Consider the following 22,779-nt stretch of genomic DNA (forward strand, 5'->3'; position numbering starts at 1 on the left):
GTCAGCCGGCGCCGAGGGCGCTGAGACAGGCGTCGGCGAGGACCGCGTGGCCGGGCAGGTACGGGTGCACGCGGTCGTCGGCCCAGCGCGTCGACGGGCTGACCGCGAGCACCCGGTCGAACGCCGCCTGGTTGGGCACGTGCACCGCGTCGAACTCGGCGGCCAGCCTCGCCACCACCGCCGCGTACCGGTCGGTGTCGGCGCGTTGCGGGACACCACGGTCGGCCTCGATGAGGAACGGGTCACCGAGGATCAGCCGGCAGCCGGTCGCGGTGACCGCTCGCCCCAGCAGGTCGCGCAGGGTGCGCTCGTACTCCTCGATCCCCACGGCCTCCTCCGGCCGGTCGCCGTAGTGCCGCCAAATGTCGTTGATGCCGATCAGCACCGCGAGCCAGTCGGGGCGCTCGGCGATGGCGTCGTCGTCCCAGCGGGCGGCCAGGTCCCGTACCGTGTCGCCGCCCACACCCCGGTTGACCCAGGTCAGCTCCAGCTCCGGGTGCCGGGCGTCGACGAACGCGCGGACAAGGCTGACGTAACCGGAGCCGTAGGGCGCGGCGACGTCGCGCCGACCACAATCGGTGATGCTGTCGCCGATGAAGACGACGCGTTGCCCGGCCCGCAGGATCATCGGACGCCACCTCGCGATCACCGGCGCCGACCCGCCGGGCTTGGTGAGAACCGGCGGAACGCGCTATCTTCAACAGTTCGAGGACACAAAAAAGAACGGCTAAAAGCCGTTCCTGCAAAGGATTCTAATCTTTAGGGAGACGGCTTGTCAAGGCACTCCGGCGGTTCCGGCGAATTGCCGCTCGACGACGAGATCGGTCGCGAGCAGGAGTACGTCTCGATGCTCTACGACCGGCTGGACGGGCTACGTGAGCAGGCCGCCCACCGGCTCACGGCCGAACTGCGCAACACCGGCGGGACCCTCCAGGACCGCTCGCAGCGCGACAGCTCGGTAGCGATGTACGCCGATCAGGTCGAGCAGTTCTCCGCCGTGGAGAACGGGCTCTGCTTTGGCCGTCTCGACGGTGACGACGACTCCCGCCACTACATCGGCCGGATCGGCATCTTCGACACCACAGGTGACTACGATCCGCTGCTGATGGACTGGCGGGCCCCCGCCGCCCGCGCCTTCTACCTCGCCACCGCCGCCAACCCCCAGGGCGTACGCCGCCGCCGGCACCTGCGGACCCGGCAGCGCAAGGTGACCGGGCTCAACGACGAGGTGCTCGACATCGACAGCGCCTCCCCCGGCGGCCACGAGGAGCTGACCGGCGAGGCGTCCCTGCTCGCGGCGCTCAACGCGGGCCGGACCGGCCGGATGCGCGACATCGTCGAGACCATCCAGGCCGAACAGGACGAGATCATCCGGGCGGAGTTGCCGGGCGTCATGGTGGTGCAGGGCGGCCCCGGCACCGGCAAGACCGCCGTCGCGCTGCACCGGGCGGCGTACCTGCTCTACACCCACCGCCGGGAACTCTCCAGCCGCGGCGTGCTGCTGGTCGGCCCGAACGCGACCTTCCTGCGCTACATCTCCCAGGTGCTGCCGACGCTGGCCGAGACGGGCGTGCTGCTGCGTACCCAGGGTGATCTTTTCCCCGGAGTGAGCGCGCAACGGACCGAACCGGCCGAGACCGCGGCGCTCAAGGGCCGGGGCGTGTTGGCGGAGGTTTTGGCGCTGGCGGTACGGGACCGGCAGTGGGTGCCGGACGAGCCGCTGGAGATCGAGGTCGAGCGGGAGGCGCTGCGCCTCGACCCGGAAACGGTGCGCACCGCCCGGGACCGGGTCCGGCGCGTCGACCGGCCGCACAACCTGGCCCGCACGCTGTTCGCGACGGAGATCGTGCACGCGCTCGCCGACCAGGTGGCGGAACGGATCGGCGCCGACCCGCTGGGCGGGGACAACCTGCTCGACGAGGCCGACCGGGCCGAGATCCGCCGCGAGCTGCGCGAGGAGTCGGAGGTCCAGGCCGCCCTCGACCGGCTGTGGCCGGTGCTCACCCCGCAACGCCTGCTCGCCGACCTGTACGCCGATCCGGACCGGATCGCCGCCGCCGCGCCGATGCTCACCGACGACGAGCGGGCGCTGCTGCACCGCGAGCCGGGTGGCTGGACGCCGGCCGACGTACCGCTGCTGGACGAGGCCGCCGAGCTGCTCGGCGAGGACGAGCGGGCCGCTGCCGCCCGGCGGGACCGGATCCGGATGATGGAACGGGAGTACGCCGAGGGCGTGCTGGAGATCGCCCGGGGTTCCCGCTCGATCGACGTCGAGGACGAGGCCGAGGGCGGTGAGATCCTCGGCGTGACCGACCTGATCGACGCGGACCGGCTGCTGGAGCGGCAGGAGGAGGCCGACCGGTTGACCACCGCGCAGCGGGCCGCCGCCGACCGGACCTGGGCGTTCGGTCACGTGATCGTGGACGAGGCGCAGGAGCTGTCCCCGATGGCCTGGCGGCTGCTGATGCGCCGCTGCCCGAGCCGGTCGATGACGATCGTCGGGGACGTGGCACAGACCGGCGCGCTCAGCGGCACGCCGTCCTGGGCGGACGCCCTCGCCCCGTACGTGGCGCAGCGGTGGCGGCTGACCGAGTTGACGGTCAGCTACCGCACCCCGGCCGAGATCATGGCGGTCGCCGCCGATGTCCTGGCGGAGATCGACCCGACGCTGCGTCCGCCGCGCTCGGTGCGGGAGGGCGGCGTACCCCCGTGGGACCGGACGGTGCCCGCCGAGCGGTTGGCGGCGGAACTCGTCGCGGAGGCCACCCGGGAGGCGACCGCGCTGACCGAGGGTCGGCTCGGGGTGCTCGTGCCGGCCGGCCGGGTGGGCGAGCTGGGCTCCGCGGTGACCGCCGCGCTGCCGGAGGCCGCCGTCGGCGAGCATCCGGAGTTGGAGAGCCGGGTGGTGGTGCTGACCGTCGCGCAGGCCAAGGGGTTGGAGTTCGACTCGGTGCTGGTCGTCGACCCGGACCGGATGGTGGCCGAGTCCCCCCGCGGCCGCAGCGACCTGTACGTGGCCCTGACCCGAGCCACCCAACGCCTGGGCGTCCTCCGCCCCACCCAGTGAGTCGATCATGAGGTTGACGTGGACGGTGATCTCTCACCGCCACGTCAACCTCATGATCACGCCGCCAAGGGGGGCGGTCAGTCGGTGGTGGAGTGGTCTCGGACCGACTTGGCTGGTTCTGGCGCGGACGTGGACTGGTCGCTGGTGTTGCCGCTCAGCGGCGTGCTCAGGCCGCCGGTGGTGGCGTCGCCGGTCGTCGTCGGGGCGACCTTGCCCCGGTGTCGCTCCGGCTGGCGGGCCACCCGTCGCACGCTCGCCGGACCGGCGGTGCCACCGGTGGTGGTCACCGCGCCCTGCCCGCCGACCGGTCCGCCGTCGCGCAGCACCTGCGGGTCGATCCGTTCCTTCGCCGGATCGAACGGGTCGTCGCGCTGGATCTGACTCTGCACATCGGTACGGGGAAGCGTCACCTCGTCGACCGCACCCTTGCCGTACACGCCTCCGGCGATCCGATCCTCGGCCTGGCGGGCGGCGTCCTGCCGCATGTCGTCCTCACGCACGATCATCACCTCGCAGAAGCTGTGGAACTGACTGCGTGCCCGACCTCCGGCCGACCAAACCCGGGGTGACCGGGAGGTCGTCCACGGTGGTTCACCGCCGCGCCGCCCGCTGGCCGCCTGCCCGCCGCCCGAGATGTCCATGCTGTCCGGCGACCGGCGGGAGATGCCCACCGGCAGAGGGGATGACAGCGTGCGCACAGTACGCCGTACCGCCGTCGCGGCCCTGGTGGCCGCGACGGTGACGACCGGGCTCGCGGTGCCCGCCCAGGCGAAGCCGCGACCGGACCGGACATTCGACGTGCAGGCCCACCGCGGCGGCCTCGGGTTGCGGGTGGAGAACACCCTCGCGTCCTTCGGCAACGCCCTCCAACTGGGGGTGACCACCCTCGAACTGGACGTGCAGATCACCGAGGACGGCCAGGCCGTCGTCACCCACGACCGGAAGGTCAGTGGCGCCAAGTGCGTCGACACCGCCCCGGTGACGCCCGGTGACCCGGAGTTCCCGTACGTCGGGAAGTACGTCAACACGCTCAGCCTGGCCCAGGTGCGCTCGCTCGACTGCGGCTCGAAGACGCTGCCGGACAAGCCCGGTCAGCTCGCCGTCCCGGGCGCCCGGATGCCGATGCTGCGTGAGGTCTTCGCCCTGGTCAACCGCTACCGGGCGAAGGACGTGACGCTCAACGTCGAGACCAAGGTGGAGGCCGGGGCACCGACCGAGACCGCGCCCCGCGACCAGTTCGTCCGGGTCAGCGCGGCGGAGATCCGTGCCGCCGGGCTGCTCAAGCAGGTCACCATCCAGAGCTTCGACTGGGGCGCGCTGATGCGCATGCGCCAGGTCGAACCGAAGCTGCCGCTCGTCGCCCTGACCAACTACGACTTCCTGCAGACCGGACAGCCGGGCGCCTCGCCGTGGCTGGGCGGGCTGGACATCGACGACTTCGGCGGCGACCCGATCAGGGCGATCCGCAGCTTCGGCGCCAGCGCCTTCTCACCGGTGCACGGCATGCCGCAGAACGGCACGGTCACCGACCCGGGCTACCAGCCGTACGTCACCAAGGAGATGGTCGCCGAGGCGCACCGCTACGGGATCAAGGTGATCCCGTGGACCGTCGACGACGTGCCGACCATGGCCAAGCTGATCGACGACGGCGTGGACGGCATGATCACCGACTACCCGGACCGGCTGCGGGGCCTGCTGGCGCAGCGCGGTTACCGGCTGCCGAAGGCGTACACCGCGCCGTTCGACATCCAGGCGCACCGGGGCGGCCGGGCCACCCGGCCGGAGAACACCCTGCCGGCCTTCTCCAACGCGCTGTCCAACCGGGCCATCTCCACGCTGGAGTTGGACACCGGCGTGACCGCCGACGGCAAACTCGTGGTGCTGCACGACCGCACCGTCAACGGGTCACACTGCGTCGACACCAAGCCGGTGCGCCGCGGTGACCCGACGTTCCCGTACGTGGGCAAGCCGGTGCACGAGCTGACCCTGGCGCAGCTCAAGACCGTGGACTGCGGCACGAAGACGCTGCCCGAGCTGCCCGCGCAGGTGCCCGCGCCGGGTGCCCGGATCCCGACCCTGGACGAGGTCTTCGCCCTGGTGAAGGCCAGTGGCCGCAGCGACATCGGGATGAACATCGAGACGAAGATCAGCCCGGTGGTGAACGACACCGAGCCGTACCGCAGCTTCACCCGCAAGCTGGTCGACGCCATCCAGCGCGCCGGCTTCACCAACCGGGCCACCATCCAGTCGTTCGACTGGCGCACCATCACGTACGCGCGGCAGCTCGACCGGCGGATCGGCACGGTCGCGCTGGTCTGGCAGTACGGCCCGGCCGAGTGCGCGACCCTCGCCGACGAGTGCTCGTTGCAGGCGGCGTACGGCAACCCGTCGGTGAAGAGCCCGTGGACCGGTGGGCTGGACTGGTGGAAGTACCAGGACCTCGGCAAGCTGACCCGGGCCGCCGGTGCCGGCACGGTGTCGGCCAACTGGCAGGTGCACGACCCGAAGCAGGGCACCGTCGCCTCGGACGACTGGTACCTGCGGGAGAACCCGGCATACTTCCACGGACCGGACGTACGCACGCTTCAGGTGCGCGACGGACTGAAGGTGATCCCGTACACCGTCGATGACGCGACGGTGATGCAGCGGGTCATCGACCTCGGCGTCGACGGCATGATCACCGACAACCCGGACCTTCTGGTGAGCGTGGCCAGGCGCAACGGCCTGCGCTGACCCGGTCGTCCACCCGATCGCCGGCCGGATTTTCCGGCCGGCGATCGGTGTTACCTGCTCCCGGGCCTCGGGTAGTCGGGGGTTGTCCCCGCCACGAATGCGAACCGTGCCGTGGCCGAAACGCGGTAGCGGGGCGAGGGAATGCAGGTACGACTCATCGCATCCTGAGGAGGACCAGATGAGCACGCAGGCTGCTTCCACCCGGCCGATGAACCGGCCCATGAACGACCCGCAGAATCCCGCGTCGATGCGGGACATGCAGACCCAGCAGATGCCGGTCATGCATGACGGGCGTCGCAACGACATGCAGGCACCCGGTACGGAGACCAAGCAGGCGTTCAAGACCACCGAGTTCTGGATCTACCTGATCGCGGTGGCCGCCGTACTGGGCGCGTCGCAGGTCGTCGGTCAGAACTCCGCTGGGGTGGACATCTTCCGGGCCGACAACGCCTGGTTCCTGATCACCCTGCTGACGCTTGGCTACCTCGGTAGCCGTGGCCTCTCGAAGGCCGGCAGCAACTGGCGCAGCGGCGAGGAGCGCAAGGCCCGGCACTGACCGGTTCACAGCGCGGTGGCCTCCGGGAGATCCTCCCGGAGGCCACCGTCGTGTTCGGATCGGCTACTCGTCGCCGCCGAAGTCGCCGCCGAAGTCGCCCTCGAACGCGTCCTCGATCATCTCGCCGGCGACCATGCCGCCGGCGACGCCGAGCGCCGCGCCGGCCACCATGCCGCCCATGCCGTGCCCGCGGCTGTGACCGTGACCGCGGCCCGAGCCGTACTGGGACCGCAGGCTGCCGTAGCGGGACGTGGTCTCGCGCAACCACCCGTCGACGACCTGCGCCCAGTCCACCCGGTCGACGTCGGTGTGCGACACCTGGAATCGGCCGAACGCGTCGTGCCCGGCGCTGAGGAAGCCGCCGCGCTTGTCGCACTCCAGGATGACCTCGACGCCGCGCTGGCTGGTCACGAAGGTCAGCTCGACCTCGTTGATCGTGCTCGCGTACTGCGGCGCGGCGAAGAACTCGATCTCCTGGTAGAACGGCAGCGTCTGCTGCACGCCCCGGATGTGGCCGCGCTCCAGGTCGGCGTGCTTGAACCGGAAGCCGAGCCGCTGGAACGCCTCGAGGATCCGCTCGTGCACCGGCAGCGGGTGCACCGCCACCTGGTCCAGGTCGCTCTTGTCGACCGCGCGGGCGATCGCCAACTCGGTACGCAGACCCATCGTCATGCCGTGCAGGCGCTGGCCGTACACGTCGGTGATCGGGGTCTCCCACGGCACGGGGAGCTGGAACGGGATCGAGAGCTGCTGCTTCGGGGCGAGCAGGAACGCGCCGCTGACCGCCATCCGGTGAAACTCGAGGGTGCCGGAGTATTCGGCGTCGTGCCCCTCGACCTCCACCCGGGTCACCAGACCGACCACCACCTGCTCGATGGCCGCCTCAGCGTCGCCGCCGACGAGGTTGACCTGCCCGTCGAGGGTCAGGCCGGGCCGGGTGTTGGGGTTGGTCAGCACAGTGTCCACACTGGGACCGCCCACACCGAACGCGCTCAACATCTTCTTGAAGACCATCGGAACTCCTGTGCGACGCCGACCGCTCCTGGTTGGAGTCGGACGTTGACTCGACCGGCACCCTATCCAGCACCCCTGTGAGGTGGCTGTGAAGCGCCCGCCAGGGTGCCGCCGCTTGATCGACTCGCTTTCCTGAAAGTCGCGGCATCACCACGACCGGGACACCCCGACTTCCGTGAAGCCGAGTCGATCAGCGTTCAGGCGGCGAAATCGCCGTCCTTGACCCCGTTGACGAAGGCCATCCAACCGCCGGCCGGGTAGACCAGGGTCGCCGCCGCGCGATCCTTGCTGTCGCGCACCGCCACCCGGCCGGAACCATCCAGGACCGGCCCCGCCTCGACACAGCTACCACCGTTGCTGTTGCTGCGGGTGCTCACATGCCAGGCCACTACGGGCAAGGCTTCACTCATGCAGTCCCTCCTTGATCTCCGCGATCAGCTCGGCCGCCTCGCGCCGATCCAATGCGACAGCACGAAGCCGATCGTACGCAAGCGCGTAACGTTTCGACGTTGGAGATTCCATGAAACGACGCCCGCCCAGCGTCTCGGCATAGGCGACCTCCGGGTAAGGCTTGGGCATCCCGAAGAGTACGAACGAGCCATCGAGACCGGCATGCAGCCCGACCCTTGCCGGCAGCACGCGGACATCAATGTTCGGCTGCCCGATCAGGTCACCCAGGTGGTTCAGTTGGCCGCGCATCACGGCAGAACCACCGACGGGTCGGCGCAGTACGCTCTCATCGATGATCGCCGCCACGCGGACCGACGGGTCCCGCGCGAGCACACGTTGGCGGTCGATCCTGAGTTGTAGCCACTTGCCGACCGAGAAATCTGTCGCACTCTCCCCCTCAGCATTGCGGATCACCGCCTCCGCGTATGCCGGCGTTTGCATGAGGCCCGGCATGAGGAAGGCATCCCACGAGTAGATGCGCTCGGCCCTGCTTTCCAGCCAGGGAAAATCGATGAATGAGGCGTCAACCAACTCGTCATAGTCCGCGTCCCACCGATCCGTTCGCCAGGCGTCCTCGGCGAGCTGGATGAAGCGGTTCCGCTCGCGCCCGTCGTGCTCGCCGTAGAGGTCCAGCAGCGACACGACAACGCCACGTCGGAACGGCCACTCGGCGCGCTCCCAGCGGGCGATGGAGGAAAAATCCCGCTCCAGGAACTCGGCGGCCTGCTTCAGGGTGATGCCGCGTTGCTCCCGTAGCTGCCGCATCTGTTGGCCGAGCCACTGAGCGCGCAATGTCTGAACGAACGATTCACGCCTGACGGGCATGGTGCCCCTCTCCTCGCGGACCCTCAAGACGAATTTTGTTGGTGTCGTTGCACCAATACCGAGACCACTGGAAACGTGGCCTTCGGGTGAGGGTGATCGCCGGCCCCCGGGGAAGCCCGGTGCAAACACGGCAACCGCGGCTGCGCCAACAGCCGAGAAGGTGACGAGAGACGGCCTCGCGAGTGGCAGTCGCATACCGGGTCTCGTCGGGTCTCAACTAGAGCGTCGGGAGGTGCGACTCCCGGCTCCGAACCGACTTGACGACATACCTACCACTTCAAGGGGCGCCGTCGCGACCCTGACTCACCCATTTACCGACGACGAGAGGTGACCGATGACCAGAGGCACGCTGTACGACGGCAGCCGGCTGCATCCGCGGCACGTCCGCGACCGTCAGTTCGCCACGGTCGGCTTCGGCCGGCGTGGGCTCAACCCCGCCGAGGTGCGGCGGTTCCTGCATCGGGTCGCGCTCGACCTGACCGCGCTGCACCACGACCTGGCGCAGCTCTGTGCGGAGAACGCCCGGATGAAGCGGGCGCTGCGTGCCCGGCAGAGTGCCTGGTCCGAGAGGCGCCGGCCGTGATCCCGCCGTACCAGCCGCCCGGCGGGATCTTCGTGCCGCTGCCTCGGGCGGCCGTGCTGGCGTTCACCGAGTCGACGGAACCGCCACCCCGACACGTGATCCACCTGCCGGTGACGGTCCCCGATCTGGCCGGGGCGCTGGATCTGGCCCGTACGCTCGCCCGGTCGCTGACCTCGACGCCACAGGTCGACGTCGCCGGCATCGCGGTCTCGGCGGAGGACGCGCAGCACGTACGACACTGGGTCTTCTGCGACCGGATCATGCCCGATCGCCGCCGCTGCGCGCGGCAGGCCGACCACGACGAAGCCTGCTCGCCCGTAGACGATCCTTAGATCGACTCGGGCTTTTGGATACTGCGGTGTCCAGGTGGCCGGGACGCCCCGGTTTTCAGGAAGCCGAGTCGATCAAGGTTCGGCACAGGCGACGTCTGACCCTAACCGACCTCTACGATGACCAGCTCGCCCACCTGTTCGCCGATCGTGGTGCGTGCCTCCGTCGGCAAGCCCACGTCGGTGATCAGCACGTCGGCGGCCTCCAGGGGAGCGATCGTGGCGATGCCGATGGTCTCCCACTTGGTGTGGTCGGCGAGCACCACGAGCCGGCGGGCGGCACCGATCAGGCACCTGTTGACGCCGGCCTCCAGCAGGTTGGGCGTGGTGAATCCGGTGCGCGGGCTGAGCCCGTGTACGCCGAGGAAGAGCAGGTCGACGTTGAGCGCGCTGATCGCCGCCTCGGCCACCGGCCCGGTCAACGCGTCCGACGGGGTGCGGATGCCGCCGGTCAAGACGACCGTCTGGTCGGCGCGCGGGTCCTGGTAGAGCGCGTCGGCCACCGGGATCGAGTTGGTGACGACGGTCAGCCCTCGCACGTCGGAGAGCAGGGTGGCCAGCGCGGCGGTGGTGGTGCCGGCGGAGAGCGCGATCGCCATCCCCGGCTCCACCATCGTCGCCGCCCGCTCGGCGATGGCACGCTTCTCCGCCTGCTGGCGGATCGACTTCGCGGCGAAGCCGGGCTCCTCGGCCGAACCCGGCCCGGCGAGTGTCGCGCCGCCGTGCACCTTGTCCACCAGGCCGCGCTCGGCCAACGCCTCCAGGTCACGGCGGATCGTCATGTCGGACACGCCGAACCGGCTGACCAGGTGGCTCACCCGTACGCCGCCACGTTGGCGGATCAGATCGAGGATGGCGGTCTGCCGCTGCTGGGCGAGCATGGGGAGAGCTCCTTCGCGCCGTGAACTGTCGTCAGAGTCAGGTCCGATCCTCACGGACGACCGCCACCGCACCGGCCGGCAGCGTCAGCTCACCGGAGCACCGTTCGCCGGTCAACAGCTCGGTGCCGGTCGCCGGGAGCCGGACCTCCGTCTCGGTGTGGTTGAGGACGAACAACCACGTGCGTTCGCCGTCGCGCCGACGTACCACCTCCACGCCGGGCGGCGCCGGCGCCGCCGGGCGCACGCCGGCCTCGTCGACGAGCCGGGCGACCAGCCGGTCGGTGGCCGCGTCGTCCAACCGGGTGCCGACATACCAGGCGGCGCCGTCGCCGACCCGGTGGCGGGTCAGCGCCGGCACACCCGGCAGGGGGCCATCGGTGTACGAGGCGAGCACCTCCGCGCCGTTCGGGTGCAGCCACTCGGTCCACACGTCGGCGGTGCTGCCGTCGTCGAGGCGGACCTGCTCGCCCTCGCGCAGCGGGAAGAACTCCTCGGTCCGTACGCCGAGCAGCTCCCGGAACGCGCCGGGGTAGCCGCCGAGGCGGATGTGGTCGTTCTCGTCGACGATGCCGCTGAAGTAGGTCACCGCCGCCGTGCCGCCGCCCTCGACAAAGCGGTGCAGTGCCGCGACGTCGGCGTCCCGGACCAGGTAGAGGGTCGGCACCAGCACCAGCCGGTAGCCGCTGAGGTCAGCCGACGGGTGGATGATGTCGGCGGTCACGCCGGCCCGCCAGAGGGACCGGTAGAGGGCGGTCAGTCGGTCGTCGTAGGTGACGTCGGCGCTGGGGTGGGAATCCAGCTCGACACCCCACCAGGCCTCCCAGTCGAACAGGATGGCCACGTCGGCGTCCACCCGGCTGCCGCGTACCTCGGCGAGGGCCTTGAGGTCGGCGCCGAGTTGGCAGACCTCGCGGAACACCTTGGTGTCGGGGCCGGCGTGCGGCACCAGCGCGGAGTGGAACTTCTCGGCGCCAACCCGGGAGGCGCGCCACTGGAAGAACAGCACGCCGTCGGCGCCGCGGGCGACGTGCGCCAGGCTGTTGCGGCGTAGCTGACCGGGCTGCTTGGCGACGTTGCGCGGCTGCCATTGGACGGCGCTCGTGGAGTGCTCCATCAGCAGCCACGGGTCACCGCCGGCGACACCCCGGGTGTGGTCGGCGGCGAGCGACAGACCGAGGTGCGCCTGCGGGTCGGCGGCGGTCAGGTAGTGGTCGTTGGACACCAGGTCCACATCGTCGGCCCAGGACTGGTAGTCCATGTGCTTGACGCCCATGCCGATCATGAAGTTGGTGGTGATCGGCTGGCGGACCAGAGTCTTGAGCACCTCGCGTTCGGCGCGCAGTTGGGCGCGCAGCTCGTCGGAGGAGAAGCGCAGGAAGTCGAGCTGCTGCGTGGGGTTGGCGAAGGCCGTCACCGTGCGCGGCGGGTTGATCTCGGCCCAGTCGCCGTAGCGCTGACTCCAGAACGCGGTGCCCCAGGCGTCGTTGAGCCGCGCCAGGTCGCCGTAGCGCTCCCGCAGCCAGCCACGGAACGCCTCGGCACTGACGTCGCAGTAGCAATTCGCGTTGTGGCAGCCCAGCTCGTTGGAGACGTGCCACATCACCACGGCGGGGTGCTCGGCGTACCGACCGGCGACCGCCCGCACCAACTCCAGCGATCGTTCGCGGAAGATGGGCGAGCTGGGGCAGTACGCCTGCCGGCCGCCCGGCCAGAGGATCGTGCCGTCGTCGCGGCGGGGCAACGTCTCCGGGTGAGCCCTGGCCAGCCACGGTGGCGGGCTGGCGGTGGCGGTGGCCAGGTCCACCTGGATCCCGCCACTGTGCAGGAGGTCCAGCACCCGGTCCAGCCAACCGAACTCGTATCGGCCCGGAGTGGGCTCCAGCAGTGCCCAGGAGAAGATGCCGACGGAGACCAGGTTGACCCCGGCTCGGCGCATCAACTCGACGTCCTCGGACCAGGTCTGCTCGGGCCACTGCTCAGGGTTGTAGTCGCCGCCGAAAGAGATGCCGTTCCCGTGCCATTGCCGCATGAGAGCTGAGGGTGCACCCCGCACGACGCGGAAGTCAACAGGTTCCAACATCGATTCATTTTCCACCGTTGACCGCGTTACGGCCTTATCACACTGGGTTATCGAAGGTGAACTGCCCTCTTGACAGCGCTCGACTGAGGGGTAACTTGAGGCCCCACTGGTCGTTCGTGTTGACCAATGTGGATTCTCGGTGGATCCCGATGGGTGATCACGGCCGCCTGACCTTGGGAGCCTCAAAGGGATGAGCATCCTGCACCTGCGCCGCGCGCGGACCAGCCTGGTGCTCGACGCGCGCGGCCCGGGACTGCCCCGGATCGTGCACTGGGGCGGCGACGTCGGCGACCTCGACGACGACGGCCTGAACCAGCTCGCCGAGGCGACGGTGCCGCCGGTGGTGCCGAGCAGCTTCGACGAGCCGCCCGTGCTGTCGCTGCTGCCGGAGGCGAGCGCGGGGTGGAGTGGCCGGCCGGGGCTGGCCGGGCACCGCGACGGACGAGACTGGTCCACCTCCTTCCGCCTCGACGGGTGGGACGTGCGGGACATCGGCACCGACCCGGGCCACCCGGCCGGTGGCGGCGAGGCGGTGGGCGTACTCCCGGCCGACGGCGGGCCCGGCGGACCCGGGGCGGCGCTGCTGACCGTGCGGGCGTCGGACCCGGCCGCCGGGCTGACCCTGACCAGCGAGATCACCCTGGACCCGCACGGCCTGCTGACCGTTCGCCATCGGCTGCGCAACGACGGCGACACGGCGTACGAGCTGCGGGAGCTGACGCCGGTGCTGCCGGTGCCGGCGGTCGCCACCGAGTTGCTCGACCTGACCGGCCGGTGGTGCCGGGAACGGTCGCCGCAGCGGCACCCGTGGCCGCACGGCGCCTGGGTCCGCGAGGGTCGGCACGGCCGGACCGGGCACGACGCCACGCTGCTGCTGGTGGCCGGCACCGCCGGGTTCGGCTTCGGCCACGGCGAGGTGTGGGCGGTGCACACCGCGTGGAGCGGCGACCACGTCACCGTCGCCGAACGCCGGCCCACCGGCGAGTCGACCCTCGGCGGCGGTGAGCTGCTGGCCCCCGGCGAGATCCGGCTCGGCCCTGGCGAGTCGTACGACACTCCCCTGCTCTACGCGGTCTGGTCCGACGTCGGGCTGGACGGGCTCAGCGACGTACTCCATTCGCACCTGCGGGCCCGGCCCGGACACCCACGCTCCCCCCGGCCGGTGACCCTCAACGTCTGGGAGGCGGTCTACTTCGACCACGACCTGGACCGGCTGCGGGCGCTCGCCGACCGGGCCGCGCAGATCGGCGTGGAGCGGTTCGTGCTCGACGACGGTTGGTTCCGCGGCCGGCGCGACGACACCGCCGGTCTCGGTGACTGGTACGTCGACGAGCGCGTCTGGCCCGACGGCCTGCAACCGTTGATCGACCACGTGACCGGCCGGGGCCTTCAGTTCGGTCTGTGGGTCGAGCCGGAGATGGTCAACCCGGACTCCGACCTGTTCCGGGCGCACCCGGACTGGCTGCTGGCGGTGCCGGGTCGGCTGCCACCGGCGTGGCGCAACCAGCAGGTGCTCGACCTGGGCCGCCCGGAGACCTACGCCTACCTGCTGGAACGCCTCGACACGCTGCTCGCCGACCATCCCGCCATCAGCTACCTCAAGTGGGACCAGAACCGGGACCTCACCGAGGCCGGGCACCACGGCCGTCCCGGCGTGCACGGGCAGACCCTGGCGGTCTACCGGCTGCTCGACGAGGTGCGCCGCCGGCATCCCGGCGTGGAGATCGAGAGCTGCTCGTCCGGCGGGGCACGGGTGGACCTGGCCATCCTGGCCCGCACCGACCGGGTCTGGGCCAGCGACTGCAACGACGCCCTGGAACGGCTCAGCATCCAGCGCTGGACCGGGCTGCTGCTACCACCGGAGCTGATCGGCACGCACATCGGCCCGCATCGCTCGCACACCACCAACCGCGTGCACGACCTGGGCTTCCGGGCGGCGACCGCGCTCTTCGGCCACCACGGCATCGAGTGGGACATCGCCTCGATCAGCGCCGCCGAGCAGACCGAACTGGCCGCCTGGGTGGCGCTGCACAAGCGGCTGCGGCCGCTGCTGCACGCCGGCCGGGTGGTCCGGGTCGACCACCCGGACCCGGCCGTCTGGGCACACGGCGTGGTCGATCACGACAACACCAAGGCGGTGTACGCGGTGGCGCGCCTGAGCACCTCGGTGACGCAGACCCCGGGCGCGGTCCGACTGCCCGGCCTGGACCCCGGGCGGCGTTACCGGGTGCGACAGGTGGCGGGCGTACCGGCCCCGGCGACGATCGAGCGGTCCGCGCCGGCCTGGCTGGCGAGCGGTGTCACCCTCAGCGGGGCGGCGCTGGCCCGGGTGGGGGTGCAACTGCCCGCCCTGCACCCGGAACAGAGCCTGGTGCTGGAGGTCGACGCCGTCGCCTGAAAAGATTCTGGGAAATCTTCGGTCGGGGTGTCGAGAAGGGCTTTGCCTGTTTCTACCTCAGGGTGAGAGCACCGACGACGACGGTGCCCAGGCGTGAGGAGCCACCAATGAAGTACATGCTGCTGATGCAGTTCAGCGCCGCGGGGACCGACTTCCCGAGCATCGACACCTGGACGCAGGACGAGGTCCGGGCGCACATCGCGTTCATGGGCGAGGTCAACGACAAGCTCACCGCCGCCGGGGAGTGGGTCGACGCGCAGGGCCTCGGCGGCCCGCAACAGGCCCGGATCGTGCGCGCCGGCGACGGCGGAGCGCCGGTGGTCACCGAGGGGCCGTTCGCCGAGACGAAGGAGTTCCTCGCCGGCTACTGGATCGTCGACTGCGACAGCCCGGAGCGGGCGGTGGAACTGGCCGCGTACATCTCCACCGCACCCGGCCCCGGCGGCCAGCCGCTGAACATGCCGATCGAGGTGCACCCGGTGATGTCCGCCCCACCTCAGGAGCTGTGACGGCTGATCACCGATGCCCGCACCGAGGACCTGCTGCGCGAGTTGGCGCCGCAGGTCCTCGGCGTGCTCGCCCGCCGTTTCGGTGACTTCGCCACCGCCGAGGACGCGGTGCAGGAGGCGTTGCTGGCCGCCGCCACCCAGTGGCCCACCGAGGGGTTGCCGGCGAACCCGCGCGGCTGGCTGATCCAGGTCGGTTACCGCCGGATGATCGAGCTGGTCCGTGGTGAGCAGGCCCGACGCCGCCGGGAGGACCTGGTCGCCCGCCGCGACCCGGACGACCGGCAGTACGCACCGGCCGCGGACGAGGAGTTGACCGCCGAGCGCGACGACACCCTGGTCCTGCTGATGCTCTGCTGCCATCCGGCACTCGCCCCGACGTCGGCCGTGGCGCTGACCCTGCGCGCCGTCGGCGGCCTGAGCACCGCCGAGATCGCCCGCGCGTTCCTGGTGCCCGAGGCGACGATGGCGCAACGGATCAGCCGGGCCAAGCAGCGCATCCGCGCGTCCGGGCTGCCGTTCCGAATGCCGGACGAGGCGGAGCGCGCCGACCGGCTCACCAGCGTCCGGCAGGTGCTCTACCTGGTCTTCACCGAGGGACACACCAGCACTGCCGGCCCCGACCTACGGCGGATCGACCTCGCGGCCGAGGCGATCCGGCTGACCCGAGCACTGCACACGCTGCTGCCCGACGACAGCGAATCGACCGGGCTGCTGGCATTGATGCTGCTCACCGAGGCACGCGGTCCGGCGCGGACCGGACCCTCCGGTGAGCTGATCTCACTGGCCGACCAGGACCGCAGCCGCTGGGACGCGGCGGCGATCGCCGAGGGCGTAGCCCTGGTCACCCATGCGCTGCCGCGTGGGCCGGTCGGCCCGTACCAGGTGCAGGCCGCGATCGCCGCCCTGCACGACGAGGCGCCGAGCACGTCGCAGACCGACTGGCCGCAGATCCTGGCGCTCTACGAGGTGTTGGAACGGCTCGTCGGCAGCCCGGTGGTGGCGCTCAACCGGGCCGTGGCGACCGCCATGGTGCACGGACCGGCGGCCGGACTGGCCGCTCTCGACGCGCTGGCCGACGACCCCCGACTGGCCGGGCACCACCGGCTGCCCGCCGCCCGCGCCCACCTGCACGAGATGGCCGGCGACCGGGAGCGGGCGATGGCGGGCTACCGCGCCGCCGCCGCACGCACGAGCAGCCTGCCCGAACAGCGCTATCTGCAGATGCGGGCAGCCCGACTGGCAGCCGAGCCCGTCGACCTCCCGTGACGACTCGGTCCAACTGCCAATCTTGGACACTTTCCGTCAGCGCGGCGGGCTCAACTGGTGGTTGCAACACCCTTCCGTGATCATCGACGACCAGGGGGACACGTGGCGTACGTGCTGTTGGGGATCGCCATCCTCGCCGAGGTGCTGGCGACCAGCCTGATCAAGAGCACCGCCGGGTTCAGCCGCCTCTGGCCGACGGTGGCGTGCCTCGGCGGGTACGCGCTGGCGTTCCTCCTGCTGGCCCAGGCCGTCAAGGAGATACCTGTCGGTGTCGCGTACGCCCTCTGGTCGGGTCTGGGCACCGCGGCCATCGTGGCGATCGGAGCGGTGTTCCTGGGTGAGTCGGTCGGGCTGGCCAAGCTCACCGGCATCGCGCTGATCATCGCCGGCGTGATCATCGTGAACCTGACCGGGGAACACTGACCGCAGCCGAACGCGATGGCCGGCCCCCGGTGCGGGACCGGCCACCTGGCGTCGGTCAGCCTGCCGTGCAGCTCACCTCCGGCGTGGGGTTGCTGCCGGTCCAACTGCCGAGGAAGCCGAAGCTGGCGCTGGCACCGGCGGCCAGCCGGCCGTTGTAGTCCGTGTTGCGCGCGGTCACCGTGGTTCCGCTGCTGGTCACCGTCGCGTTCCAGGACTGGGTGACGCTCTGGCCGTTGGCGAGAGTCCACCGGGTGGTCCAGCCGGTGACCCCGGCGGCACCGGCGGTCACCCGCACCTCGGCCTGGAAGCCACCCTGCCACTGGTTGGTCACCGTGTACGTTGCCGTGCAACCACCGACCGGCGGCGGCGTGGTGGGTGGTGGCGTCGTGGGCGGTGGCGTCGTGGGCGGGGGCGTCGTGGGCGGGGGCGTCGTGGGCGGGGGCGTCGTGGGCGGGGGCGTCGTCGTCGGCGGGGTGCCGCCGAAGACGCTTGCCTCCCGGGCGGTCTGCCGGATGCCGTTGGCGCCGTTGAAGAGCCGCTGGCCCCAGGTGGTCAGGCTGGCCGCGTTGAAGTTGGTGGCGAGGTCGAGATATTCCACCCCGCCGCCGTTGCCACTCCACGACCAGCCCAACCAGCCGATCCCGTTGGCCTGGCTGTACGCGAGGATGGTGTCCTCGTCCGGGTCCCCGTCGGAGTGGTTGAAACCGAACTCACCGACCACGATCGGCAGGCCGGCGGCACGGAACCGACCCAGATAGTCGCTGATCTCCGCGGCGGTGTCGAAGACCCCGTACATGTGGACGGAGAAGACGGTGTTGCGGGCCGGGTCGGCGGCGAACACCGACGCGGCGTTGTCCCGCATCGTGAAGGACCAGTCCTGACCCCAGTTCGGCGCGTCCACCATGATCGTGTGGGTCAACCCGCCGGCCCGCAGGCGCTTGATCGCGTTGGCGTTGTCGGTGGCCCAGGAGCCGTAGTTCTGGTTGCCGTACGGCTCGTTGCCGATGTTGACGATGACGTATCTTTCCTGGCCGACGAGGACGTCGGCGAGGCTGAGCCAGTAGTCGACGGCCCGGTCCAGGGTGATGGCCCCGCTCTGCTCGCCGTACCCGGTGGTGTCGTGCACCTCGAGCACGCAGATCAGCCGGTTGGCCCTGCACGTCGAGATGACGGTGGCGACGTCGGCGTTGGTGTTGCGGGTCCACCGGTCCCCGCTGGACAGCACCACCCGCACGGTGTTCGCGCCGAGCGCCTTGACGTCGGCGAAGGAGTTGGTCTGCTGCGGGTACCAGGTGTGTGCGTGGTTGACACCCCGCATGACGAATTCGGTGCCGTTGGCGTCGTACAGCCTGCCGTTCGCGACGGAAAAACCGGCCGCGGCGTGTGCCGGCTGGCCGAACGCCAGCACGGCGACGAGCAACGCGAGCAGGGCCGCGCCGGCGGCGGTGAGTCGAGTCTTCATGGTCTTCCTCAGGGAGGACCCCCGGTGCCCGACAGGGGTGGGACGTGACAGGGGGAAGGGCGACTGCAGCCCGGCAGCCGCGCCCGACGCCCGGCGCGCACGCATCAGCGTATGGCGATGGATTGGCCCTCGCAACCGGTTCAGTTGAGCGGCCCGCTCCCCGGACAGCCGCAACGGCCCACGCGAGCGCGGGCCGTCGCGGGGCGGTCATCCCCACCACAGGATGTGCGCCACCTCCGGTTCTTAACCGGTTAAGACCGACGGTAGGCAGGTCACCCGTCATCCGTCAAGCACTGCCCATCCCGAACCGGACGGGAGGGTTGACGGCGGCCGAGCGGGGTATCCCGGGAACGATCAGCCAGTGAGAGGGGATACCAGGATGGTCAGCGTCGGCTACACCCTGATGGGCGAACAGGCCGGTCCCAAGCAGTTGGTCGACCACGCGGTCCGGGCCGAGGCGGCCGGCTTCGACCAGTTGGTGATGTCCGACCACTACTACCCCTGGCTGGACTCCCAGGGCCACTCCCCGTACGCCTGGTCGGTGCTCGGCGCGGTCGCCCACGCCACCTCCCGCGCCCAGCTGATGTCGTTCGTGACCTGCCCGATCCGCCGCTACCACCCGGCCGTGGTCGCGCAGAAGGCCAGCACGATCGGGGCGCTCTCGGACGGCCGGTTCACCCTCGGCCTGGGCGCCGGGGAGAACCTGAACGAGCACGTGGTCGGTGGCTGGCCGCACGTGCAGCAGCGGCACGAGATGTTCGAGGAGGCGTTGCAGATCATCCGGCCGCTGCTCAACGGAGAGACGTTGACCTTCTCCGGCAACCACTTCGACGTGCCCGACGCCTACGTCTGGGACCGCCCGGAACGGCCGGTGCCGATGGCCGTGGCCGCGTCCGGCCGGCAGTCCGCGACGTTGGCCGCGGAGTACGGCAACGGCATCATCTCCACCGAACCCGACCGGCACATCATCGAGATGTACGACGACGCCGGCGGCGCCGGCCAGCCCCGGTACGGGCAGGTGGCCATCTGCTACGGCCCCGACGAGGCCGAGTGCCGCAAGATCGTGCACGACCAGTTCCGCTGGTTCGGGATGGGTTGGAAGGTCAACGCCGACCTGCCCGGCCCGGAGTCCTTCGCCGCCGCCACCCAGTTCGTCCGGGAGGAGGACGTCGCCGAGGGCGTCCCCTGCGGGCCGGACATCGACGCGCACGTCGAGGCGTTCCGCAAGTTCGTCGACGCCGGCTTCACCCACGTGGCGATCATCCAGGTCGGCGGAGAGACCCAGCCGATGTTCCTGGACTGGGCGCAGGAGCAGCTCCTGCCCCGGCTGCGGGAGTTGTGACGTCGATGCGCGGCGGTCACTTCGGTCCGACCGATCTGCGGCTCGCCATGGCCGCGCCCCGGTCGGCCGCCGGGTTGACGAGTGAGTGGCGGCTCGTCGACGGGCTGCGCACCCACACCCGGCGCAGTACGACCCCGGGGACCGGGACGCCGCCCGTGGTGCTGGTGCACGGCCTGGCCGTCTCCCACCGTTACCTCACCCCGCTGGCCGTCGCGCTCGCCACCACCCACCCGGTGTACGTGCCGGACCTGCCCGGCTTCGGGCTTACCGAACACCCCGACGGCGCGTACGACGTCCACCGGCACGCCGCGCACCTGGCCGCCTGGCTGGCCGCGTACCGGCTGCCGCCGGTGTGCCTGCTGGGGCACTCGTTCGGCGCCGAGGTGGCCGCCTCGGTCGCCGCGAACCACCCGGACGCGGTACGCGCGCTGGTGCTGGCCGGACCGACGAGTGACCCGTCCGCCCGGTCCCACGGTGGCCTGTTCGGCAGGTGGCTGGTGGACTGCCTGCGCGAGGCGCCGTTGCAGGCGCCGATCCTGGTCCGCGACGTCTGGAACGCCCGGCCCCGGCGGGTCCTCGCGACCGTGTCGCACTCCGTGCGCAACCCGATCGAGCGGGACCTCGTCCGCGTCACCGCGCCCACCCTCGTCGTGACCGGAGCCCGCGACCCGGTCGTACCGGCGCCCTGGCGCGACGAGGCGACCCGGCTCGTGCCGGACGCGAACCTGCTGGTGGTCCCCGGCGTCGCGCACAACGTGGTCACGACCGCCCCGACGCAGGTCGCGGACGCGGTCCGCCGCCTGCTCGCCCCGCAACCCGCACTCTCGGACAGGTGAACCCCATGCGCTTCGGCAACACGGAGATCCGCCCGCTCGGCGGCGGCCTCGGCTGCCTCCTGATGATCCTCTTCTCGATCGTCGCCTCGGTGGTGCTCACCGTGCTGCTCAACCTGGTGCTGTGAGGACGACGGCGAGCACGCCCTGACCGGCGCGCACCTCGGGCGGGTCAGCGCGAGAAAGGCCGCGGCCCGGTCAGCGGCGTAGGCCCAGGGCGCCGAGCACCTCACGGGAGGCCAGCCGCGCCGGGTCGAGCACCGACCGGCGGGTCCACCGGGCGGCGGGCGCGACGGTGGCCCGCCAGGCCGCCCGGATGCCGTGCGCCACCGGCACGACCGTCACCGACCAGGCCCACCGGGCTCCCCGCAGCAGTGGGTGCACGGCGTGCCGCCACACCCAGCGCAGCCCGTGCCCGAGCGGGCGCAGCAACAGGCGGTAGAACTGCCGCAGCACCCACCCGGCCGCCCGCCACGCACCGACCACCACGGCGACGAGCAACCGGCCGAACCCCACGACGACCCACCAGATCCCCCGGCCCAACCCGGTGAGCGCGGCGCTCACCGCCCCGCCGAGTGCGCGGACGCCACGCCACACCAGCCGTCCGGCGGGGGTCAGCGCCACGCCCAGCCAGCGCAGCGGCCGTCGGACCAGGTACTCGGCCAGCCACACCAGCACGCGCCCCAGCGCGACGAGAGGCGGACGCAGCCCCCGACGGGCAAGCCAGAGCAGCGGTGCCCAGAGCAGCGTGCGGGCCACCCACGTGAGGCCCCGCCCCAGCCAGACCAGCGGGAGCCAGACGAGGACCCGGGCCGCCCAGCGCGCCGGAACCCAGAGCAGGTTACGGGCGCCCCAGACCAGCGGCAGCCACAGGAGTCGGTGCAGCGCCCAGGACAGCGGAGACAACAACCAGCGTCCCAGGAACCGCCCGACGGGGGTCAGCAGACTCCGGTACGCCAGCCGGCCGGCAGCCGCGACCAGCTCCCAGAGCAGGCGTACCGGAAGCACCACGACCAACGCCACACCCCGCGCGACGGCCGCGACGAGCGGGAGCGCGACGGCGGCCGGTTCGGCCGGGTCCACAGCGGACGGTGCCGGCCGCGCCGCCGTTGGTGCGGTGGGGCGCCCACCCGGCGGGTCGGGCAGCGGCGGGCGGGCCGGCAGGGGGTCGGTCACGGTGGGCACGGTAACCGGCCCGCGCCACGGCCTCAGCCGTCGGTTGCGGCCGGATCGAGGTCGAGTGTGGTGAGCAGCGGATAGTGGTCCGAGGCGGTGTCCGCCGTCCCGCCCCGGACGACCCGGCACTCCCGCGTCCGCCGCGCCACCTCGCGGGTGCCGAGCAGGTAGTCCAGTCGCATCCCGGCGAACTCGGCCCCACCGAAGCGGGTGGGGACGGTCCGGCCCTCGGCCTCGGCCGCCCCGGCGTTGACCGACGGCCAGAGGTCGACCAGGTCGGCGGCGAGCAACCGGCCGATCGCGCGGGTGTCCACGTCGCCGCCGCGGCGGCGCAGGTGCCGCCGCCGGTAGAGGGTCGGCATCCCGGCCAGCCGCTCGGTGTGGTCCACGCTCGGGTCGAGCGCGTTGAGGTCACCGGTGACGAGCGTCAACGGACCCGGGGCACGTCGCACGGCCCGGACCAGCCAGTCGGCCTCCATCCGCCGCCGTCCACCCGAGTACGGGTAGAGGTGGGCACCGAGCACGGTGAGCGGGCCGGCGGTGGTCGCCACCACGACACGGGCGGCGGCGTGGTGGAACGGCCGGCGCACTGCCCCCGCGTCGATGACCCGGTACGGGGGCCGGACCAGCACCGCCACCGGCTGTCCGAGACAGGACCGGGCCAGGTACGGCGTCATCCCCACCCGACCCGCCACGCTGGCCATCAGCCCGTCGCGGTCGAAGCCGCGCAGCTCCTGCAGGGCCAGCACGTCCGGCGCCTGCTCGTCGATGACCTGGAGCACCTGATCCAGCCGGTCGCCGCCGCGGTCCCGACCGCCGGTGCGGATGTTCCAGGTCATCAACCGCAGCACG

Annotated in this window: 22 protein-coding genes; 12 read left to right on the forward strand and 10 right to left on the reverse strand. The window is 71.3% G+C overall.

The features are described 5' to 3' along the window. Position 1: 1 nt before the first annotated feature. Positions 2–628, reverse strand: coding sequence for an SGNH/GDSL hydrolase family protein (locus AB0C01_RS03400; RefSeq protein ID WP_357247977.1), 627 nt, complete (start codon positions 626–628; stop codon positions 2–4). Between the two features lie 144 nt (positions 629–772). Here AB0C01_RS03400 and AB0C01_RS03405 point away from each other — a divergent pair, with 144 nt between their 5' ends. After that, positions 773–3,067 carry an ATP-binding domain-containing protein gene (locus tag AB0C01_RS03405; protein WP_357570098.1) on the forward strand — a complete coding sequence of 765 codons (2,295 nt, stop codon included), beginning with the start codon at positions 773–775 and terminating at the stop codon, positions 3,065–3,067. Positions 3,068–3,144: 77 nt separating this feature from the next. Here the strand turns inward: AB0C01_RS03405 and AB0C01_RS03410 are convergent, their stop codons facing one another. Beyond that, positions 3,145–3,567 carry a hypothetical protein gene (locus tag AB0C01_RS03410; RefSeq protein ID WP_357570099.1) on the reverse strand — a complete coding sequence of 141 codons (423 nt, stop codon included), beginning with the start codon at positions 3,565–3,567 and terminating at the stop codon, positions 3,145–3,147. A 190-nt stretch (positions 3,568–3,757) separates the two neighbouring features. Between AB0C01_RS03410 and AB0C01_RS03415 the strand changes: the two genes are divergently transcribed. Next, positions 3,758–5,800, forward strand: coding sequence for a glycerophosphodiester phosphodiesterase family protein (locus AB0C01_RS03415; RefSeq protein ID WP_357570100.1), 2,043 nt, complete (start codon positions 3,758–3,760; stop codon positions 5,798–5,800). A gap of 178 nt (positions 5,801–5,978) precedes the next feature. Beyond that, positions 5,979–6,356: a hypothetical protein gene (locus AB0C01_RS03420; RefSeq protein WP_357247966.1), complete on the forward strand. Its 378-nt coding sequence runs from the start codon at positions 5,979–5,981 to the stop codon at positions 6,354–6,356. A gap of 63 nt (positions 6,357–6,419) precedes the next feature. On the opposite strand, the gene AB0C01_RS03425 is transcribed toward AB0C01_RS03420, so the two are convergent. The 3 genes from AB0C01_RS03425 to AB0C01_RS03435 form a co-directional block, all read right to left on the reverse strand. Beyond that, entirely contained in the window at positions 6,420–7,370 is a 951-nt protein-coding gene (locus AB0C01_RS03425) for a sporulation protein (RefSeq protein ID WP_357570101.1), read from the reverse strand. 197 nt (positions 7,371–7,567) lie between these two features. Beyond that, positions 7,568–7,780 carry a DUF397 domain-containing protein gene (locus tag AB0C01_RS03430; protein WP_357570102.1) on the reverse strand — a complete coding sequence of 71 codons (213 nt, stop codon included), beginning with the start codon at positions 7,778–7,780 and terminating at the stop codon, positions 7,568–7,570. Further along, positions 7,773–8,645, reverse strand: a complete 873-nt coding sequence (locus tag AB0C01_RS03435; RefSeq protein WP_357570103.1) for a helix-turn-helix transcriptional regulator — start codon at positions 8,643–8,645, stop codon at positions 7,773–7,775. The genes AB0C01_RS03430 and AB0C01_RS03435 overlap by 8 nt, the downstream gene beginning before the upstream one ends. 334 nt (positions 8,646–8,979) lie before the next feature. On the opposite strand from AB0C01_RS03435, the gene AB0C01_RS03440 reads away from it, so the two are divergent. Together AB0C01_RS03440 and AB0C01_RS03445 are read left to right on the forward strand one after the other, a co-directional pair. After that, complete coding sequence (locus AB0C01_RS03440; RefSeq protein ID WP_357570104.1) at positions 8,980–9,228, forward strand: DivIVA domain-containing protein; 249 nt, start codon at positions 8,980–8,982, stop codon at positions 9,226–9,228. Positions 9,229–9,323: 95 nt separating this feature from the next. Further along, positions 9,324–9,560 (forward strand): hypothetical protein, encoded by a 237-nt coding sequence (locus AB0C01_RS03445; RefSeq protein WP_357570252.1) that lies wholly within the window; start codon positions 9,324–9,326, stop codon positions 9,558–9,560. Between the two features lie 101 nt (positions 9,561–9,661). Here the strand turns inward: AB0C01_RS03445 and AB0C01_RS03450 are convergent, their stop codons facing one another. Continuing rightward, the gene (locus AB0C01_RS03450) at positions 9,662–10,438 is read right to left on the reverse strand and encodes a DeoR/GlpR family DNA-binding transcription regulator (RefSeq protein ID WP_357570105.1); all 777 of its coding nucleotides are present in this window, start codon (positions 10,436–10,438) and stop codon (positions 9,662–9,664) included. Positions 10,439–10,475: 37 nt separating this feature from the next. Beyond that, on the reverse strand, positions 10,476–12,467 hold the full coding sequence (locus AB0C01_RS03455) for a beta-galactosidase (RefSeq protein WP_357570106.1): 1,992 nt from the start codon (positions 12,465–12,467) through the stop codon (positions 10,476–10,478). 241 nt (positions 12,468–12,708) lie between these two features. Here AB0C01_RS03455 and AB0C01_RS03460 point away from each other — a divergent pair, with 241 nt between their 5' ends. The 4 genes from AB0C01_RS03460 (at position 12,709) to AB0C01_RS03475 (ending at position 17,114) form a co-directional block, all read left to right on the forward strand. After that, positions 12,709–14,916: an alpha-galactosidase gene (locus tag AB0C01_RS03460; protein WP_357570107.1), complete on the forward strand. Its 2,208-nt coding sequence runs from the start codon at positions 12,709–12,711 to the stop codon at positions 14,914–14,916. A 107-nt stretch (positions 14,917–15,023) separates the two neighbouring features. Beyond that, positions 15,024–15,425: a YciI family protein gene (locus AB0C01_RS03465; RefSeq protein WP_357570108.1), complete on the forward strand. Its 402-nt coding sequence runs from the start codon at positions 15,024–15,026 to the stop codon at positions 15,423–15,425. Between the two features lie 6 nt (positions 15,426–15,431). After that, complete coding sequence (locus AB0C01_RS03470) at positions 15,432–16,691, forward strand: sigma-70 family RNA polymerase sigma factor (RefSeq protein WP_357248068.1); 1,260 nt, start codon at positions 15,432–15,434, stop codon at positions 16,689–16,691. 102 nt (positions 16,692–16,793) lie between these two features. Then, positions 16,794–17,114 (forward strand): multidrug efflux SMR transporter, encoded by a 321-nt coding sequence (locus tag AB0C01_RS03475; RefSeq protein WP_357247939.1) that lies wholly within the window; start codon positions 16,794–16,796, stop codon positions 17,112–17,114. Between the two features lie 55 nt (positions 17,115–17,169). Here the strand turns inward: AB0C01_RS03475 and AB0C01_RS03480 are convergent, their stop codons facing one another. Then, positions 17,170–18,576 carry a cellulase family glycosylhydrolase gene (locus AB0C01_RS03480; RefSeq protein WP_357570109.1) on the reverse strand — a complete coding sequence of 469 codons (1,407 nt, stop codon included), beginning with the start codon at positions 18,574–18,576 and terminating at the stop codon, positions 17,170–17,172. A gap of 379 nt (positions 18,577–18,955) precedes the next feature. Between AB0C01_RS03480 and AB0C01_RS03485 the strand changes: the two genes are divergently transcribed. The 3 genes from AB0C01_RS03485 to AB0C01_RS03495 are packed head-to-tail and all read left to right on the forward strand — an operon-like array spanning position 18,956 to position 20,879. After that, positions 18,956–19,918, forward strand: coding sequence for a TIGR03557 family F420-dependent LLM class oxidoreductase (locus tag AB0C01_RS03485; RefSeq protein WP_357247935.1), 963 nt, complete (start codon positions 18,956–18,958; stop codon positions 19,916–19,918). A gap of 5 nt (positions 19,919–19,923) precedes the next feature. After that, positions 19,924–20,754 carry an alpha/beta hydrolase gene (locus AB0C01_RS03490; RefSeq protein WP_357570110.1) on the forward strand — a complete coding sequence of 277 codons (831 nt, stop codon included), beginning with the start codon at positions 19,924–19,926 and terminating at the stop codon, positions 20,752–20,754. After that, positions 20,751–20,879: a hypothetical protein gene (locus AB0C01_RS03495; RefSeq protein WP_357248085.1), complete on the forward strand. Its 129-nt coding sequence runs from the start codon at positions 20,751–20,753 to the stop codon at positions 20,877–20,879. Before AB0C01_RS03490 ends, AB0C01_RS03495 begins: the two co-directional genes overlap by 4 nt. A gap of 70 nt (positions 20,880–20,949) precedes the next feature. On the opposite strand, the gene AB0C01_RS03500 is transcribed toward AB0C01_RS03495, so the two are convergent. Together AB0C01_RS03500 and AB0C01_RS03505 are read right to left on the reverse strand one after the other, a co-directional pair. Next, the gene (locus AB0C01_RS03500; protein ID WP_357570111.1) at positions 20,950–21,927 is read right to left on the reverse strand and encodes a hypothetical protein; all 978 of its coding nucleotides are present in this window, start codon (positions 21,925–21,927) and stop codon (positions 20,950–20,952) included. A 32-nt stretch (positions 21,928–21,959) separates the two neighbouring features. Then, positions 21,960–22,778 carry an endonuclease/exonuclease/phosphatase family protein gene (locus AB0C01_RS03505; protein ID WP_357570112.1) on the reverse strand — a complete coding sequence of 273 codons (819 nt, stop codon included), beginning with the start codon at positions 22,776–22,778 and terminating at the stop codon, positions 21,960–21,962. Between the last annotated feature and the right edge of the window lies 1 nt (position 22,779).

Origin of the sequence: Micromonospora sp. NPDC048905 (genome assembly GCF_040649655.1) — a bacterium.
Taxonomy (GTDB): Bacteria; Actinomycetota; Actinomycetes; order Mycobacteriales; family Micromonosporaceae; genus Micromonospora.

Coding starts and splice junctions, on each gene's coding strand:
- AB0C01_RS03490 (WP_357570110.1), top strand. CDS start 19,924: ATGCGCGGCGGTCACTTCGGTCCGACCGATCTGCGGCTCGCCATGGCC.
- AB0C01_RS03430 (WP_357570102.1), bottom strand. CDS start 7,780: ATGAGTGAAGCCTTGCCCGTAGTGGCCTGGCATGTGAGCACCCGCAGC.
- AB0C01_RS03400 (WP_357247977.1), bottom strand. CDS start 628: ATGATCCTGCGGGCCGGGCAACGCGTCGTCTTCATCGGCGACAGCATC.
- AB0C01_RS03425 (WP_357570101.1), bottom strand. CDS start 7,370: ATGGTCTTCAAGAAGATGTTGAGCGCGTTCGGTGTGGGCGGTCCCAGT.
- AB0C01_RS03465 (WP_357570108.1), top strand. CDS start 15,024: ATGAAGTACATGCTGCTGATGCAGTTCAGCGCCGCGGGGACCGACTTC.
- AB0C01_RS03420 (WP_357247966.1), top strand. CDS start 5,979: ATGAGCACGCAGGCTGCTTCCACCCGGCCGATGAACCGGCCCATGAAC.
- AB0C01_RS03455 (WP_357570106.1), bottom strand. CDS start 12,467: ATGCGGCAATGGCACGGGAACGGCATCTCTTTCGGCGGCGACTACAAC.
- AB0C01_RS03460 (WP_357570107.1), top strand. CDS start 12,709: ATGAGCATCCTGCACCTGCGCCGCGCGCGGACCAGCCTGGTGCTCGAC.
- AB0C01_RS03440 (WP_357570104.1), top strand. CDS start 8,980: ATGACCAGAGGCACGCTGTACGACGGCAGCCGGCTGCATCCGCGGCAC.
- AB0C01_RS03435 (WP_357570103.1), bottom strand. CDS start 8,645: ATGCCCGTCAGGCGTGAATCGTTCGTTCAGACATTGCGCGCTCAGTGG.
- AB0C01_RS03485 (WP_357247935.1), top strand. CDS start 18,956: ATGGTCAGCGTCGGCTACACCCTGATGGGCGAACAGGCCGGTCCCAAG.
- AB0C01_RS03450 (WP_357570105.1), bottom strand. CDS start 10,438: ATGCTCGCCCAGCAGCGGCAGACCGCCATCCTCGATCTGATCCGCCAA.
- AB0C01_RS03480 (WP_357570109.1), bottom strand. CDS start 18,576: ATGAAGACTCGACTCACCGCCGCCGGCGCGGCCCTGCTCGCGTTGCTC.